This is a genomic window from Bacillus sp. FSL K6-3431, assembly GCF_038002605.1.
GTDB lineage: Bacteria > Bacillota > Bacilli > Bacillales > Bacillaceae_C > Lederbergia.
Map to the genome: position 1 here is coordinate 5,007,053 of NZ_JBBOCT010000001.1, position 17,041 is coordinate 5,024,093.

Consider the following 17,041-nt stretch of genomic DNA (forward strand, 5'->3'; position numbering starts at 1 on the left):
TATTCTAGTCCTTCGGTAATGGTTGGTACCTAAAAATGGGGGAGAGTTAGATGAGGCATATACATAAACTATGTTTAATAGTATTTATAGCTATCTTATTAATGACAACGGGATTCGATAGTCGTAGTACCTCAGCGAAACAGTCCGATCCATTGGGGGTATTTGATTTTAGTGATAAGCTACAATCAAAAGAGCTGTATACAGCATTAGATGGAGAATGGAATTTTTTCGAAAAATTATTATTGACACCCTATGAAGTGAAAGAGCATTTAAGAACTGGAATGGGGAGAGTGGTTTCACTACCTAGCTCATTTCAGACACAAACAGGAGACATAAATTCATTTGGAACATATAGCGCAACAATCAAAGTCCCTGAAGAATATGTAGGAGAGACATTAGCAATTCATATTCCCTATCAATACAGTGCCTATACCCTTTTTGTAGATCAAATTGAGATATCTAGGAATGGCACAGTGGGGCAAGATCCCGCTTCACATGTTGCTGAGATGGCTCCGAGAACAGGTTATTTCATTGCGCAATCGGATAAGGTGAATCTTACCATCCAAGTATCGAGCTTCGACCATATTCGAGGGGGATTTGAGAACTCCATTTATTTAGGGGAATCTTCAATTGTGGCTCAAAAGTTTAATACAAATATGTTAGGCACTCTTTTTATGAATGGATGTATTTTTATCATAGGTTTGTTTATGATTTTATTTGCTTGGTACCGCAGACAGGAGCATGTGTTTTTTATATTTGGGATGTTTGCTATGCTAATATCTGTTCGTGCTTTATTTACTGTTCCCTTTTACTATACGCTCATATTTTTAGATATGTCTTGGCTCTGGGGCACTAGATTAGAATACATTTTAACAGAGGCAACTTCAATGATTTATGTTATTTTATTGTGGAAATGGCATGAAGAGGAGTTTTCCAAGAAAATAATGTACGGGCTAGTTACTATACATTTAGCACTCATTGTTACCACTTTATTTACACAACCTGTATTTTTTCAAGCTCTATTTTTCAATGTGTTTTATTTAACTATCCCTACCTTTTTCTACGTAATTTACGTTATTTCCAAGAGCATTCGCAATAACAACAGAAATGCAAAAATAAATCTAATCGGAATGGGGCTCATATTTCTGGCGTTTTTTAATGATTTTGCAATAGGGCAGAATTGGTATCAGTCATGGACGTTGATGTTGCCAGCAGTTGGGGTCTATGTAATGATTCATGTTATCCTGATGAGTAAAAGTTTTGCAGAGTCAGTTCGGAAAACAGAGCAGCAAAATAAGCAACTATTAGCTTTAAATGCCTCAAATGAAGATCTTGCTGTTCAACTTCAAAAAGAAATGAAGCAAAAGGATGATTTTCTTGCAAATACATCCCATGAACTTCGGAATCCATTACATGGCATTATTAATATCGCACAGTCTATTTTGTATAACAGACCCAATCACCTAGATAAAAAAACTCAAAATGACTTGAAACTTCAACTGACAATTGGGCATCATATGTCACGGACTTTGAAAGATTTACTAGATATTACGCGCTTAAAGGAACATAGGATTCATCTTCAAAGGGAGCGTCTTGACATACAGTCTATCTCTGCAGGTGTTGTTGATATGCTTAAAGTTCTTATTGAAAATAAAAATATTCAAATGGAAGTCCGAATCCCAAGTGACTTTCCTAGTGTAGCAGCGGATAAAAACCGGCTGATACAAATTTTGTTTAACCTTCTACATAATGCTGTGAAATATACGGATGAAGGAATTATTATGATCGATGCCGACATAAAAGATGGGTTGGCCCATATTCATATTACCGATACGGGCATAGGGATGAATGAAAAAACGGTACGTACAATTTTCGAACCATATGAACAAGGTGATTCCAGTATCACTGCAATTGGTGGTGGTCTCGGTCTAGGACTAAGTATTTGCCAACAGTTAGTGGAAATGCATGGTGGAATAATAAAAGTGAGTTCTGTCTTTGGCAAAGGTTCGGTATTTACATTTACCTTACCACTAGCAGAAGGCTCTTTTGAAGAGCAAATAGCAGCTTCAACATCCGCATATACGGATATAAGCGAACTACCTATTAAAGAAACACCGATTGCTCTGCATCATGCGATGATTGAAGCTTTTACTAAAAATATGGCATCATCATACAGACCGAGAATTTTGGCTGTCGACGATGATTCAGTGAATTTGCAAGTGTTGACTAACATTCTTTCTGAAGACCAATATGAGGTAGAAATCGTTACTAGCGGAAAAGAAGCATTAAAACAAATTGAATGGAAGGAATGGGATTTAATTATTTCGGATGTTATGATGCCTAACATGTCTGGGTATGATTTAACCCGTTCCATCAGGGAAAAATTTTCCATATCTGAACTTCCTATCCTTCTTTTAACAGCCCGAAGTAACCCGGAGGATATCTATACTGGATTTTTAGCAGGTGCAAATGATTACGTCACAAAACCAGTCGATGCGGTGGAGTTAAATGTTCGGGTGCATGCATTAACCGATTTACAAGCATCAATTAATGAACGATTAGGGATGGAAGCTGCATGGCTTCAAGCACAAATTCGTCCGCACTTTTTGTTAAACACGTTAAATGCGATTGTTTCATTAAGCGAGATAGATACATCGAGAATGGCCCTGCTTCTTGAGAAGTTCGCACATTATTTACAGAGTAGTTTCTATCTAAAAAACTTAGACAAGATCGTGCCTCTTAAAACTGAACTTGATTTACTTGAATCATATTTATATATTGAAAAGGAGCGTTTTGGGGATCGGCTACATATAAAATGGGAGATAGACGAAGTCAAAGATGTTATGATACCACCTTTATCTATCCAAACATTAGTAGAAAATGCAGTCAATCATGGGGTGTTGAAACGATTCGAAGGAGGCTTAATAACAATACGAATCCGCAAAGAAGACGGCTATACCGAAATTGCTGTTATCGATGACGGTGTCGGGATGGACGAAGAAAAGATAAAACAAATCTTTACAATCCAACCCGATCGAAAAAGAGGCATTGGACTAGTCAATACCGAACAACGTTTGAAGCGATTGTACGGCAAAGGTTTGCATGTTATAAGCACACCTGGTGTTGGAACAACAATGACATTTACTGTACCAACTAACTCATAGTTAGACGGCGGATTGCCTGGAAAGATGTAACATCCTTTACAAAAGAATAATTGGATATTCTTTACAGCACGTTATGATTTATCAAATAATAATGACTCTAAACCTAAAATTATAATGCTTTACGCTCCTCTCTTCAATGAGATGTTTATAAGTGTTCTTGAAATTTATGAGAAATATGGAGGAGAGCCTAAAGATAAACCTAATATTAATAGCCCTTTATGCGAAAAAAAACAAAGAACTCGTGCGCTTGGAATCTGAATAAACACGTTCACTTTCATGTGAATTTGATATTATGCAATAAATCAATTACGCCTTGGCGGGAATTTAGTCCAGATTTTATCGAGCTTGCTCGATAAAATTCATTCCTCTGAAAATCCGTGACATCTGCCGGAGGCTTTCACTTCATTCCGGAGTTTGCACTCCCACTGAATTAGGTGGACCGCTTTCATACCGCCACTTATAGAAGTGGGGGACTTCAGCTGAATGAAGTTAAAAGAACCCCTTCTCGATTGAGAGAGGGAATATTGTTTATGTAAAAGAGTGCGCCTGTCCACATATTTATTACCCAAAATCCTCCCCCAAATCTACCCCTAAATAGATAATTATCGATGGTTTATTCTACAAAGCACAATAAAATAGAAAAAACCCTAGAATCGTTGATATGACTCAACTTCTAGGGTTTTAAATAGTGCTATTTACTACTCAATTCAATTAACGTGAGTAGAACTCAACGATGAATGCTTCGTTAATTTCCGCAGGTAGTTCAGAACGTTCAGGTAAACGTGTGAAAGTACCTTCTAGCTTTTCAGCATCAAAAGAAACGTATTCAGGAACGAAGTTTGTCGCTTCAACTGATTCTTTGATGATGTCAAGGTTGCGGGATTTTTCACGAACACTGATTACTTGACCAGGTGCTACTTTGTAAGAAGGAATGTCAACGCGACTTTCGTCTACAAGAATATGACCGTGGTTTACTAGTTGACGTGCTTGACGGCGAGTACGTGCAAGACCAAGACGGTAAACGATGTTATCAAGGCGTTGTTCAAGAAGAACCATGAAGTTTTCACCGTGTTTACCTTTCATTTTTCCTGCTCTAACGAATAAGTTCTTGAATTGGCGTTCATTTACACCGTACATATGACGGAGTTTTTGTTTTTCTTGTAATTGAAGACCGTATTCAGAAAGTTTTTTACGTTGGTTAGGACCATGTTGTCCAGGCGCGTAAGGGCGCTTTTCTAATTCTTTACCTGTACCACTTAATGAGATGCCGAGACGACGAGAAATTTTCCAACTTGGACCAGTATAACGAGACATAAAGAGTCTCCTCCTCTGTTTTTATTTAGTTGTAAAATAAAAACCAAATATGAGATAACATAGTTGAGTATTTTATATTCATGCACCATCGCCCTAGCAGCGGCGGGTTACGCGATGCACCTCTTATAGAGGAATAAAATACGGGCAACAAGTATTCATTGAGGCTGCAATTATTTTACACAAAGATCATTGTATAATTATTGGAACACTAAGTCAAGCTCTGAATGGAAAAGTATAATTAATAGTTGTAGGTAAAAGGATTCATATATGGTATAATAATAACTAAAACTAAGTGTATTATTGTATTTTTCATGTTTTATTTAATGGTATTGGGTATTTAGTCATGTGTATAAAACATCATAAATGTGGCGGGTGCATATAAATGAACATTAATCGAACAAAACCCATTAAACATAAATCGCTTGAAGAAGTAAAATATAGAGAGTTATATAATGTTACGGAGAAGTTTCATTCGACGATGGACATTACGAGCGTGCTTGCGGAAATTATTCAAACTTTGCAAAAAGTTTTTCCCCGATATGAATATTGCTTGTTAATGTCTAATGATCATAATAATTCAGATGATCTACCGATAAAAGAGCTTGAATATAATTCGGAAAATGTAACTGCTATAGATTCCTATGTAAATGGTACTTTAAAATTGGAAAATGGCGAATGTCTTATTATATACGCACCATTAAAAGGAAAACAAGGTGTATATGGCGTATTACAAGTTCAAACGGATGGACCACAAACATTAAAAAATAGTGAAATAGATTTTATACGGCTTTTAGCTAATACAGCGGGCAGCGCATTAGAAAATGCGAAACTTTATCAGCAATCACGGAAATTGATTGATGATTTGAGGTTTATAAATGAGACGTCATACGAATTAAATACTATATCGAGCTTCAAGGAGACAATCCAATATTTAGCTACAAAGGTATCAAGCTTTTTCTCTGCATCGGCAATATGCTTTGTTTGTATCGATGAAGGAGTGAAAGTTTTGAAGCAAAGTTCAGATTACTTCCAAAAAGATGATGCAATAGCATTAATTGATTATGTTTACAACGCAGTTCAGGCAGAAAAAGACGGGATTTTTATTGGAGATACAGCTCAGCTGGATATGGACATAGCATGCCTATATGGAACAATAATGGCAGTGCCGATGGTTGACGGTGAAACAATAAAGGGAATAGCGATTGCTGTAGGTGTGGAGCCGTATAGTTTTACATTCGATATATTCAGATTATTCCAATCGCTTATTCATAGATCCTCATCAGCAGTTACTAATTCTTTATTACGGGGAAAATTAGAGAAAATGGTTGTGACGGACTATTTAACACAATTGTATGCACGAAATTATTTAAATGATGCGATTGCGCTTTCGATGAAATCGGATCGTGGAGGGACATTTATATTAATGGATCTTGATGATTTCAAGGATATTAATGATACATACGGTCATCAAGTGGGTGATGAGGTGCTAATTCAAGTTGCTAATTTAATTAAAGGTTATCTAAGATTAACTGATATTGGTGCTCGCTGGGGTGGAGAAGAAATGGCTGTGTATTTGCCTAATGTAGAACTAGCTATCGGTATTCAAATTGCTCAGCGCCTTCGTGAGGTGATTTCTAAAGCAACAAAGCCGAAAGTAACTGTGACTTTTGGTATTTCCAATTGGATATTTGGGCAAAACGATGAAGTGAAACATTTATTTAATCGAGCTGATACTGCTCTTTATGAGGCAAAACGAGCGGGGAAAAATAGAATAAATATAAAAGAAGTTCAATCTTTTAAAGAATAAAAACAGGCCTTAATCAACAATGGGCCTGTTTTTTATATTAATGTTAAATGTATTTTAGAAGTGTTTCCGTGAATTTTTCAAGCTGTACCTTATCAACATCATCGAACCGATTCTTCTCAGGGCTGTCAATATCTAAAACGCCAATTGTTTTACCGTCTATAACTAATGGGATAACAATTTCTGATTGAGATGCTGCGTCGCAAGCAATATGACCTGGAAATGCCTGAACATCAGGAACGACGATTGCCTTTTTTTGTGCTGCTGCAGTACCACAAACACCTTTGCCAAGTGGAATTCTTACACAGGCAGGTAGGCCTTGGAAAGGTCCTAGGACAAGTTCGCTTCCTTCAGTTAGGTAGAAGCCCACCCAGTTAATTCTATCTAAAAATTGACCCAATAATGCCGAAGCATTACTTAGATTAGCGATACGATTCGGTTCCCCATCAAGTAAGGCGTCTAATTGTTTAATCAAGAGATTGTAGCTTTTCACTCGGTCTTCACTATAGTCCTTTACTTCAAACAAATTTCTCATCCTCCTACAAAAATTTACAATATTCTCCTGTCTTTAAATAAACTGTCGAGAACTAAACAAAGGAATTTATCTAAACAAAGAGAAATTATTTATATATCGTTTTATTTTTGCATATAAATTTAAAATATTCAAGAAAAGAGAAGGGGAAGCAAATGACTGTACAAGGTAAAACGACAAAGCAAGCAATTATGGATGCCGCAATCGAGTTATTTAATACGAAAAGTTATCAAGGTACAACGATCAGAGATATTGCTAGTCGTGCAAATGTAAATGCCGCTAATATTTCCTATTATTTTCAAGGGAAACAAGGATTGCTAGAAAAGTGTCTTATCAGTTTTTTTGATCCTTATGTAGCATGTCTTGAGGAAGAGGCGGGAAAATTAAGAATCGATCATGCCAATGTATGTTTAAATAGAGCCCTCAAAAGAATTATTCAATTTCAAAGTGAAAATCATTTGCTAGCGCGGTTTATATGGCGGGAGGTTTCGATTGATTCACAGCTAACTCGAGAAGTCATTTCTTCCTATATGATGAAGGAACGCTTTTATTTTAAAAAAATGATCCAAATACTATTTCAAGATAAACGAATGCTATTCCCGATGGACCTATTTATAATTCAATTAAAAGGAATGCTAATGATGCCTTATTTGAACAGTCAGTATATTAGGGAAGTGTGGGGAATTATTCCGCAAGAGCGGTATTTTGCAGATAAGTATTTGGATGCAATACAAGGATGGATAGACGCTTCAATTAGCAATGCTAAGGAAATTTGCCACTTGAGTCCTGTACCTATACGGCATATGATCTAATGAAATCGTCATTCTAAAAGACGATTTTTTTCATTTATATAAATTAAATTGGACAATGATCACAACAATTCCCCCCGCAAAAGTCAGTTAGTCAGTTTATATGATGTACTGGTACTTTACCTTAAGTAATTATTTTCGTGGAATGTAAACATATATAGATCGAAAACCAATTTGGCTTTGTTAATCCTAAAAAAAACAGGAGAAAAATGCTTTTATTAGTCAAAACATGTCATTCTCATGGTATTATAGAAGAACATAACCTTAAATTAACGATTTTACTATATATTGCTGATTAGATTGATGGATGGAACAGGGGGCTTACAATGAAATACGGTGTAGAAATCATCATTGTTACGATAATTTTTTTACTTATTGTGTTTGCGGTGGGATACATATACAGGAAAAGGTATTATAAAGAAATAGATGGTCTTGAATCAAAAAAAATGGAGTTAATGCATCGTCCTGTTATCGAAGAAATGGGTAAGGTCAAAACATTAAATATGATAGGTGAAACAGAAGTATTATTCGAAGGCTGGCGGAAAACGTGGGATGATATTGTTGCGGTCAAGCTTCCGAATATTGATGAAATGTTATTTGACGCTGAAGATTATACTGATAAATATAGATTTAATAAGGCAAGGGATATATTTGAAAAAATTAGTGTAGTCAGTGATGAGATAGACCAAAAAATAGATGGAATCCTTGAAGAGGTAGCCGAGCTAGTCGCGAGTGAAGAAAAAAACCGAATAGAAATAGAAGAAATACTTAAGCAGTATCAACTGGCTAAGAAAAATATACTCGTGCATCGCTATACATATGGAATAGCTGCGGAACAATTGGAAAAGATGCTTGATACGACAGCAGAAAAGATAGCTGGTTACGAAGAGCTAACGAACCAAGGAGACTATTTATCAGCACGTGAACTAGTTCTTACATTAGCTGACGAAATGACCCAATTACAAGACAAAATGGAGAAAATACCTGATTTATTGACGGAATGCCAAACAGTAATTCCAACACAGAAAAATGAGCTTGCTGATGGATACAGGGAAATGATCCAACAAGGCTTTATATTGGAACATCTGCAACTAGAAAAGCAACTTCAAGAATTAGAAAAGCAACTAGAAACATATAGGGAATTTCTTAAGAATACAGAGGTAGAAGAAGTTGAAAATGGCCTCGACGATATGAAGGAAAAACTCGAAATGCTCTATGATATGTTAGAAAAAGAAGTGTATGAAAAACATTATGTGATGAAAGAAAATGAAAAAATCGGATTTGTTATCGAACAATTAGTGGATGTGAATAAGGAAATTGCAGCCGAAACAGATACGGTGAGAAATAGCTATCAATTACTTGATAATGATCTTGATGTTCCTAAATCATTTGAGAAAAGTTTAGGAAAACTTATGAAGCGTTATGATCTATTGAAAGCAAAAATATCTGAGGAGACATCCGCATTTTCTCTTTTAAGTGAAGATTTAAAGGAAATTGAGATGGAGTTGCAAACAATGCAGGATAAGCAATCGGAATTTACAGATCGATTGCAAAATCTACGTAAAGATGAACTAGAGGCTAGAGATAGTTTGAAATTTATTCAAAAGAAAATCAATGAAATTATCAGGATTGTACAAAAAAGTAAAATGCCAGGATTACCAAGTGATTTTGAATCTTTATATGATCAGTCTGAAGAGCAAATTGAAGATGTCTATAAAAGTTTAAATGAAAAACCTCTTAATATGAAGTCAGTTCAAAAGTATCTGACTGATGCGAAAGATACGGTTGATCACTTACATACACGTACAGTAGATCATATAGAAAATGCTCGTTTGGCGGAAAAAGTTATTCAATACGGAAATCGTTATCGCGTCCGGCATCCTGAATTGCGTTCTGGACTAGAACAAGCAGAGCAATCGTTTCGAAATTATGAGTATAAATCAGCGCTTGAACAGGCAGCCACAGCGGTTGAAGCAGTCGAACCTGGCGCATTAAAACGAATAGAAGAAATATTAAACGACGATAAAAACGTTTGATGATAAAGAAAAACGTAAGCCACCGTATGCAGGTTATGACAATGAATCCACTATAAGTAAAAAAGCAGTGAATTTCTAAACAGAAATTCACTGCTTTTTATATTAATGGCTCTGTTAAAGGTAAATGTTGATATTGTATGCCTGTCCGAACTCTTGATATAATCAATAACAGGAACAAACGTTCGAGTAAGGTTATCAAGGTGAGCAAAGCATTTAGCAACTTGTTAAAGTATATCGACAAATTACCACTTACAAAAAAGAACAAGTTTACCAATGAGTTAAACGCTATGTAGAACTTTCTTCCTTTGTTGGTGGTCGTTTAATCACCGCTTTAAAGGCGTGGCTACGAAATATCTTGATAATTAACCTTGCTTGGTTTTTTTTAACATCATTTGTATTTGAAATGAAAGACACATGTGACAGTTTGAGACTGCCAAAATTTAATGTGTAAATACTATTCAACCAACGGATGCAGGTTTGTTCAACAAGGACTCATGATAGCAATGTTCATCTACTGTAAAATATAATTAGATGTATTAATGTTCCAGAAAATCAAACAAAAATCAGAGGATTTGTACAACAAACTTATTTACCGAAATGGAGGACTATTAATGAAAACAAATACCGTTAAACAGAATAATATTGAAATTGCTGTTATAAGCAGTACCGAGATACTAATAAAAGATGTTCAGTCGGCATTGGATTTTATGGCGACAGTACAGTATGAAACTGGCTGTAACCGTATAATTTTGAATAAATCGGCAATATGTGAGGACTTTTTTCACTTAAGTACGAAACTTGCAGGGGAAATATTACAAAAGTTTATTAATTATCATGTGAAAATAGCCGTTGTAGGAGACTTTTCTGTATATTCAAGTAAGAGTTTGAAAGACTTTATCTATGAGAGTAATAAAGGGAAAGATATATTTTTCTTTCCAGATGAAAAGCAGGCAATTGAAAAATTAAGTATGGTGTAATCATTACTAATGAACATAATTCCTTTTATATATCGAAGATTGTGAAAGGTTGTACTTTAAGAGCGGAGTGCGTTAGTTGAACAAGAATGGAGGAAGCTTTTTAAATAGGGTTTCCTTTAATTTTCATCCAATTATCAACATAATATAAAGATAAGATATGATCCAAAAAAGTTGGAAAGACAAGGAAAAATTAATCTAGGGGGAGTATGTATAAAAAATGAATTGGAATATGTTTATCACGCTTGCTTTAGTCTTAGCATATATTCGCTGGGATAAAAAGAAACGGCGTTTTGGTCCGTATGTTAAGAATATTCTTATTCTACTAGTATTTGTGTATCTATATTCTATTATTAGTAAGTATTTAACGAATATGTTTAACTTTTCAATATTAAACTTTATACCGGAAACTATACCATTTTGGCTTAGTGGAATCATCTTTTATTCAATAATTTGTGCTATTTCTATTAAAGGATGGAAAAGTATACAAAGCCGAAAAGAATTTTTAGATTCTGACAGAAATTAATGAGGAATGTTGTCAGCAACGAATTCATACTTCTCAAGTAAAGCAAAAGAGTAATCATCTTTCTAAAGTAAATGTTTGTTTTCGGGGATAAAAATGTATGATATGATATAAAACTGCATAATGAATTTCACTTAGAAGGTGTTTATATTGATATATTTTGATAATAGTGCGACAACCAAGCCTCATCAAGATGTGCTGGATGCTTATATAAAGGTAAGTAGTGATATGTATGGGAATGCATCATCTCTTCATAATTTCGGTGGAAAATCAGAACAGTTGCTCACTCGCGCTCGTGAACAAATAGCGAATCTATGTGATGTAAAACCGGCAGAGATTTATTTTACATCTGGTGGAACAGAGGGAAATAATTTGGCGATCAAAGGTGCTGCTTTTATGCATAGAGGTAGAGGTAATCATATCATTACTACTGCGATTGAACATCCGTCAGTGAAAGAACCCTGTGAGCAGCTCAAATCAATGGGTTTTGATATCACTTATTTACCAGTAAATAAGAATGGTGTCGTGTCCGTTTTCGACTTAAAAGCTGCGATAACGGAACAAACGACGCTCGTATCAATCATGTATGTGAATAATGAAACGGGGTCTATACAACCGATAGGTGAAATAGGCCGACTATTAAAAAACTATCCAAAGATTCTTTTTCATGTGGATTTTGTGCAAGCTGCAGGGAAGTTACCCATTGATATATATGAATTGTTTCTGGATCTTTGTACGTTTTCAGCACATAAATTCCATGGTTTGAAAGGAACGGGCTTTTTATTTAAAAGACAAGGTGTAAAACTGGAACCACTCATTTCTGGAGGAAATCAGGAGCTAAAGATGAGAAGTGGGACAGAGAATACTGGAGGTATTGTTGCAATGGCAAAAGCATTGCGACTGGTTGAGTTAAATCGGAAAAACAAGGGAGCGGAGCTTTTACGAATTCATCGCTTCCTATATGATCGGTTACAAGCCATACCTAGCATCATTATTCATACTCCAGTAATCGCAGCTCCGCATATTATCAATTTTTCTGCTCAAGGGCTAAAAGGAGAAGTGCTCGTCCATGCTTTAGAAGAGGAAGGAATTGTTCTTTCTACAACAAGTGCATGTTCATCGAAGGATAAGCTGCCAAGCACTACATTAAAATCGATGGGAGTCAGTGGTGAATTAGCTATCGGTGCAGTACGAATCAGTCTATCGTATGGAAATACGCTAGAAGAAGCGGAGATCTTTTTCCAAGCGCTTAGCAAAATTTTACAACGATTAAATAAGGTAATGAGGCGAATATAATGAATTATGATCGAATTTTAATTAGGTATGGCGAAATGTCTTTGAAAGGGCGAAACAGAAAACATTTCGTCACTAAGTTAAAGAAAAATATTAAATTTATTTTACAAGATTTTGAAAAAATTAAAATTGAATCTGATTGGGATAGAATGTATGTGCTTTTAAATGGAGAAGAAGCGGAATCAGTCATTGTGGCTTTAAAAAAGGTATTCGGTATTCAATCATTTAGTCCAGCGATCAAAACGGAAAAGGAAATTGAAGCTATCCGGGCTGCTGCGTTACATATTATTCAGCAAGCCCATATTCCAGGAAATACATTTAAAGTCTCGGCACGCAGATCAGATAAAAAATTTGAATATGATTCAAATGGCTTAAATCATGCAGTTGGTGCACATATTCTCATCCATACAGAAGATATAAAAGTAGATGTGAAGAAACCTGATATTAACTTGATCGTAGAAGTAAGAGAAGAAGCTGCATATATTTCAGGAGAAGTGATTCAAGGTGCTGGTGGATTCCCTGTTGGCTCATCTGGGAGAGCAATGCTTATGCTATCAGGAGGTATCGATAGTCCAGTCGCAGGGTATTTGACAATGAAACGCGGTGTTATTGTAGAAGCAGTTCATTTTTATAGTCCACCTTTTACTAGCGAAAGAGCGAAGCAAAAAGTTCTGGATTTGGCTGAAAAACTTGGTCAATACAGTGGGAGCGTGAAAGTTCATATCGTTCCATTTACAGTTATTCAGGAAACAATACATAATGAAATTCCTGAAGCTTATTCAATGACTGCAACAAGAAGAATGATGTTACGCATAACAGATGAGATTAGAAAGAACCGTCAAGGACAAGCGATTGTTACGGGAGAAAGTCTTGGACAGGTAGCAAGCCAAACGATGGATAGCATGTTTGCAATTAATGACGTTACAAGTACTCCAATTATTCGTCCGCTCATTACGATGGACAAGTTAGACATAATAAAAATTGCAGAAGATATTGATACGATGGAAATTTCTAATCGCCCTTATGAAGATTGTTGTACTATTTTTACCCCACCTGCGCCAAAAACGCGTCCAAAATTAGATAAAATAACGATGTATGAAAAGAAATTTGACTGGGATCCTTTGTTGACGGAAGCGGTAGAGAAAACTGAAACGATTATTGTTAGTTGCCGAAAACGCTCGAAAATCGATTCTGAAGAAGATTTGTTTTAAGTGAATCTTAAAGAGTACAAAATCCTAAATGGCGAGTTTTTTTAAGCTTGTCATCTTTCCTTTACTTATATTGTTAAAGGATAAGGTTAATACTGAAGGGCATGGAAGAAAAATTACTAAGTGTAACGTCATCGGAAAAAATTTTCTTTTGAAGGAAGAAAAGGAAGAATTACCAACGTTTTTATTGCATGAAGGCATGTGTTTTCGCACAATCTATTTGTACAAGGAGGTGAAAACACATGCCAAACAGTAATAATCTTGTTGTACCTGGAGTTCAAAACGCTTTAGACCAAATGAAATTCGAAATCGCAACTGAGTTCGGTGTTCAATTGGGAGCAGATACAACTTCACGTGCAAATGGTTCTGTCGGTGGAGAAATCACAAAACGTCTTGTACAAATGGCTGAACAACAATTAGGTGGCCAATCACAGTAAACAAATTAATATAAATGGCTATAAGGAAGCGGGATTAATCCCGCTTCCTTTCTACGTAACATTTCCAGCTGATAATCCTTGGGTCCACACGATGTGGATCATATCGGCTTTGCCACACGACGTGGCGGTTTTGAGCCGATAATCCTTAATCATGTTCAAAGTATTCTTCCTTTTGTATAATGAAGTAATGAACGTGAAGGAGGATGAAGGATGAATACTGAAAATTTAATAGCGCCAGAAACATATAATATCATACAAGAGATAGAAAGATTCGCACAAGAACCGCAAAGACTTGCGATTAAATGGGAAGATGAACAAGGTGTTAAGAAAGAGATTACATATAAAAAACTACTAGAAAATGCGAATAAGATAGGTAATGTTTTTAAAGAAAAGGGATTTGAAAAAGGCGATACAATATTAGTTATGGTTCCACGGTTAATAGAAGCATATGAGGTATACACAGCGGCTTTGAAAATGGGGATTATAGTTATACCAAGTTCGGAAATGTTGAAGGCTAAGGATTTGGATTATAGGATATCTCATGGAGATGTAAAAGGCATTGTTTGCTATTATCCGTATATCGATCAGTTTCAAGAATTGGAAAATGCAAAGGGGCTAATAAAACTTGCTATAGGACCTTCAATTGATGGCTGGGAATCTTTGGAACAATTAGCAGAAACGGCTTCAAGCGAGTTAGAAATAGCGGATACTATGAATACTGATACTGCATTTCTTCCATATACTTCAGGAACGACAGGTAATCCAAAGGCAGTTGTTCATACACATGGTTGGGGATATGCCCATTTAAGAACAGCGGCACCAAATTGGCTATGTATTGAAGAACAAGACGTGGTTTGGGCAACATCAGGGCCAGGGTGGCAAAAGTGGATATGGAGTCCATTCCTTTCCGTATTAGGATCAGGGGCGACAAGCTTCGTCTATCATGGAAAATATGATGCTCAAAAGTATCTGACTCTTTTGGGAAAATATAATGTAAATGTTCTATGTTGTACACCTACTGAATATAGAATCATGGCAAAAGCAGATAATTTATCAGATTTTAAGCTTGATCATTTACGTAGTGCGGTATCGGCCGGCGAACCGTTAAATAGGGAAGTGATTGATACATTCCGCAAGCATTTTAATGTTGATGTTCGCGATGGTTATGGTCAAACGGAAAACACATTGCTTGTTGGGATAACTAAAGGCATGGAATTAAGACCAGGATCGATGGGAAAACCGACTCCGGGAAATCATGTGGAAATCATTAATGAATTTGGTGAACCATGCGAAATAGGTGAGGTAGGGGATATTGCTGTTCACATCAATACTCCTGCACTATTTAAAATGTACTATAAGGAACCGGAAAGGACTGCGATGCAATTTCGTGGTGATTATTATATTACAGGTGACAAAGCTAAAAAAGATGAAGAAGGTTATTTCTGGTTTGAAGGACGTGGTGATGACATTATCGTCAGCTCTGGCTACACCATTGGACCATTCGAAGTAGAAGATGCACTTGTAAAGCATCCATTTGTTCAGGAATGTGCAGTTGTCGCAAGTCCTGACGAAGTACGAGGAAATATTGTAAAAGCGTTCGTTATCTTAAAACCAGGCGTTAATAAAAATGACCTCGACATCGTATCCAATTTGCAAAACCACGTTAAAAATATGACTGCTCCATATAAGTATCCGCGGAAAATTGAATTCGTCGAAAAATTACCAAAAACTGCATCAGGCAAAATAATGAGGGTGGAATTAAGAAAAAGCGAACAGGATAGCCAATAGATAAAAAGAAAACAGACTGCTTTTTCGGTCTGTTTTTTAAAAAAACCACGTTAACGGGTAACATTATACGGCTTAACGTAACTACTTTTGTTATGTTAGTAAATAAAAAAATAGATAGATTAAATGGTAGATTAAATAGCATCTTAATAAGCTTGATTTATATAATGAATATTATTTCGAGACTCAAAATAGTAGGAGATTTTACAATGACAAATGATGAACGTAAAGGAATAATATACGCTGGGGTGGCATATTCCTTATGGGGAATATTAGCTATTTTCTGGAAGCAGTTAAGCCATATATCAGCAGGAGAAATTTTAGCAAACCGAATATTTTGGTCTTTTTGGTTCATGATCCTTGTATTAATTATAGGTAGACAATTTCCAATCTTATTAAATAATTTAAAACAAATACGTTATCATCGAAAAACATTTATTGCACTTGGTGCTGCTTCACTACTCATTAGTATTAACTGGTTTTTATTTATCTGGGCAGTAAATATGAACATGCTTGTAGAAACAAGTCTTGGTTATTATATCAATCCTCTAGTAAGTATTTTACTAGGCGTAATCGTATTAAAAGAAAAATTATCCTCCATTCAAGTCGTTTCCTTTTTTCTGGCATTAGGAGGTGTGTTAATTTTAACGATCTCATACGGCCAATTTCCGTGGGTGTCTTTTGGACTTGCATTGTCTTTTGGGGTATATGGCCTTGTGAAAAAAATGATTAAGGTAGACTCATCCATTGGACTTACACTTGAAACGCTAGTTATTATGCCTATTGCTTTTATATATATAATTATTCAAATGTTTAATGGGAGTAGTTCATTATTTTCCGGATCGATAGTGACAGATGGTTTATTAATCGCATCCGGAGCAATAACAGCTATCCCGTTACTTTATTTTGCAAAAGGTGTACAAAAAATCCCCTTATACTTAATGGGATTTATGCAATATATTGCACCCACACTTATGCTTCTTCTAGGGGTATTTCTATATGGTGAACCTTTTGGTACGATCCAGATCATTGCGTTCTCCTTTATTTGGGGTGCACTAGCTTTCATTACTTTTTCAACTATCAATTGGTCGGGAAAAAGTAAAACACAAAGCAGTAAAACAGCTTAAAATCAGGCATTAGCAATAAGAAACGAGCATCTACG

The 17,041-nt window shown here is 35.7% G+C and carries 13 protein-coding genes and 1 pseudogene; 12 read left to right on the plus strand and 2 right to left on the minus strand.

The window, feature by feature from the left end:
* Positions 1-50: 50 nt before the first annotated feature.
* Entirely contained in the window at positions 51-3,164 is a 3,114-nt protein-coding gene (locus MHB53_RS23870) for a hybrid sensor histidine kinase/response regulator (protein ID WP_340923322.1), read from the plus strand.
* Between the two features lie 711 nt (positions 3,165-3,875).
* On the opposite strand, the gene rpsD is transcribed toward MHB53_RS23870, so the two are convergent.
* Positions 3,876-4,478 (minus strand): 30S ribosomal protein S4, encoded by a 603-nt coding sequence (gene rpsD / locus MHB53_RS23875; RefSeq protein ID WP_340923325.1) that lies wholly within the window; start codon positions 4,476-4,478, stop codon positions 3,876-3,878.
* A 382-nt stretch (positions 4,479-4,860) separates the two neighbouring features.
* On the opposite strand from rpsD, the gene MHB53_RS23880 reads away from it, so the two are divergent.
* Positions 4,861-6,285 (plus strand): sensor domain-containing diguanylate cyclase, encoded by a 1,425-nt coding sequence (locus tag MHB53_RS23880; protein ID WP_340923328.1) that lies wholly within the window; start codon positions 4,861-4,863, stop codon positions 6,283-6,285.
* Positions 6,286-6,328: 43 nt separating this feature from the next.
* On the opposite strand, the gene MHB53_RS23885 is transcribed toward MHB53_RS23880, so the two are convergent.
* Positions 6,329-6,808, minus strand: coding sequence for a GAF domain-containing protein (locus MHB53_RS23885; RefSeq protein WP_340923330.1), 480 nt, complete (start codon positions 6,806-6,808; stop codon positions 6,329-6,331).
* 161 nt (positions 6,809-6,969) lie between these two features.
* On the opposite strand from MHB53_RS23885, the gene refZ reads away from it, so the two are divergent.
* From refZ to rarD, 10 genes and pseudogenes are all read left to right on the plus strand, one after another.
* Positions 6,970-7,626, plus strand: coding sequence for a forespore capture DNA-binding protein RefZ (gene refZ / locus MHB53_RS23890; protein ID WP_340923333.1), 657 nt, complete (start codon positions 6,970-6,972; stop codon positions 7,624-7,626).
* Between the two features lie 323 nt (positions 7,627-7,949).
* Complete coding sequence (ezrA, locus tag MHB53_RS23895; RefSeq protein WP_340923335.1) at positions 7,950-9,659, plus strand: septation ring formation regulator EzrA; 1,710 nt, start codon at positions 7,950-7,952, stop codon at positions 9,657-9,659.
* Between the two features lie 200 nt (positions 9,660-9,859).
* Positions 9,860-9,996, plus strand: a pseudogene (locus tag MHB53_RS23900) (IS1595 family transposase); the annotation flags it as partial.
* A gap of 274 nt (positions 9,997-10,270) precedes the next feature.
* Positions 10,271-10,636 (plus strand): DUF4180 domain-containing protein, encoded by a 366-nt coding sequence (locus MHB53_RS23910; RefSeq protein WP_340923338.1) that lies wholly within the window; start codon positions 10,271-10,273, stop codon positions 10,634-10,636.
* Positions 10,637-10,853: 217 nt separating this feature from the next.
* A complete protein-coding gene (locus MHB53_RS23915; RefSeq protein WP_340923341.1) occupies positions 10,854-11,159 on the plus strand; it encodes a hypothetical protein in 306 nt (101 codons plus the stop codon).
* Between the two features lie 147 nt (positions 11,160-11,306).
* Positions 11,307-12,452: a cysteine desulfurase family protein gene (locus MHB53_RS23920; protein WP_340923344.1), complete on the plus strand. Its 1,146-nt coding sequence runs from the start codon at positions 11,307-11,309 to the stop codon at positions 12,450-12,452.
* On the plus strand, positions 12,452-13,660 hold the full coding sequence (gene thiI, locus MHB53_RS23925; protein ID WP_340923346.1) for a tRNA uracil 4-sulfurtransferase ThiI: 1,209 nt from the start codon (positions 12,452-12,454) through the stop codon (positions 13,658-13,660). The genes MHB53_RS23920 and thiI overlap by 1 nt, the downstream gene beginning before the upstream one ends.
* A 239-nt stretch (positions 13,661-13,899) precedes the next feature.
* On the plus strand, positions 13,900-14,094 hold the full coding sequence (locus tag MHB53_RS23930) for an alpha/beta-type small acid-soluble spore protein (protein ID WP_340923349.1): 195 nt from the start codon (positions 13,900-13,902) through the stop codon (positions 14,092-14,094).
* A gap of 210 nt (positions 14,095-14,304) precedes the next feature.
* Positions 14,305-15,882, plus strand: coding sequence for an acyl-CoA synthetase MbcS (gene mbcS / locus MHB53_RS23935; protein ID WP_340923352.1), 1,578 nt, complete (start codon positions 14,305-14,307; stop codon positions 15,880-15,882).
* A gap of 206 nt (positions 15,883-16,088) precedes the next feature.
* Complete coding sequence (gene rarD / locus MHB53_RS23940) at positions 16,089-17,006, plus strand: EamA family transporter RarD (protein WP_340923355.1); 918 nt, start codon at positions 16,089-16,091, stop codon at positions 17,004-17,006.
* The last annotated feature ends 35 nt before the right edge of the window (positions 17,007-17,041 follow it).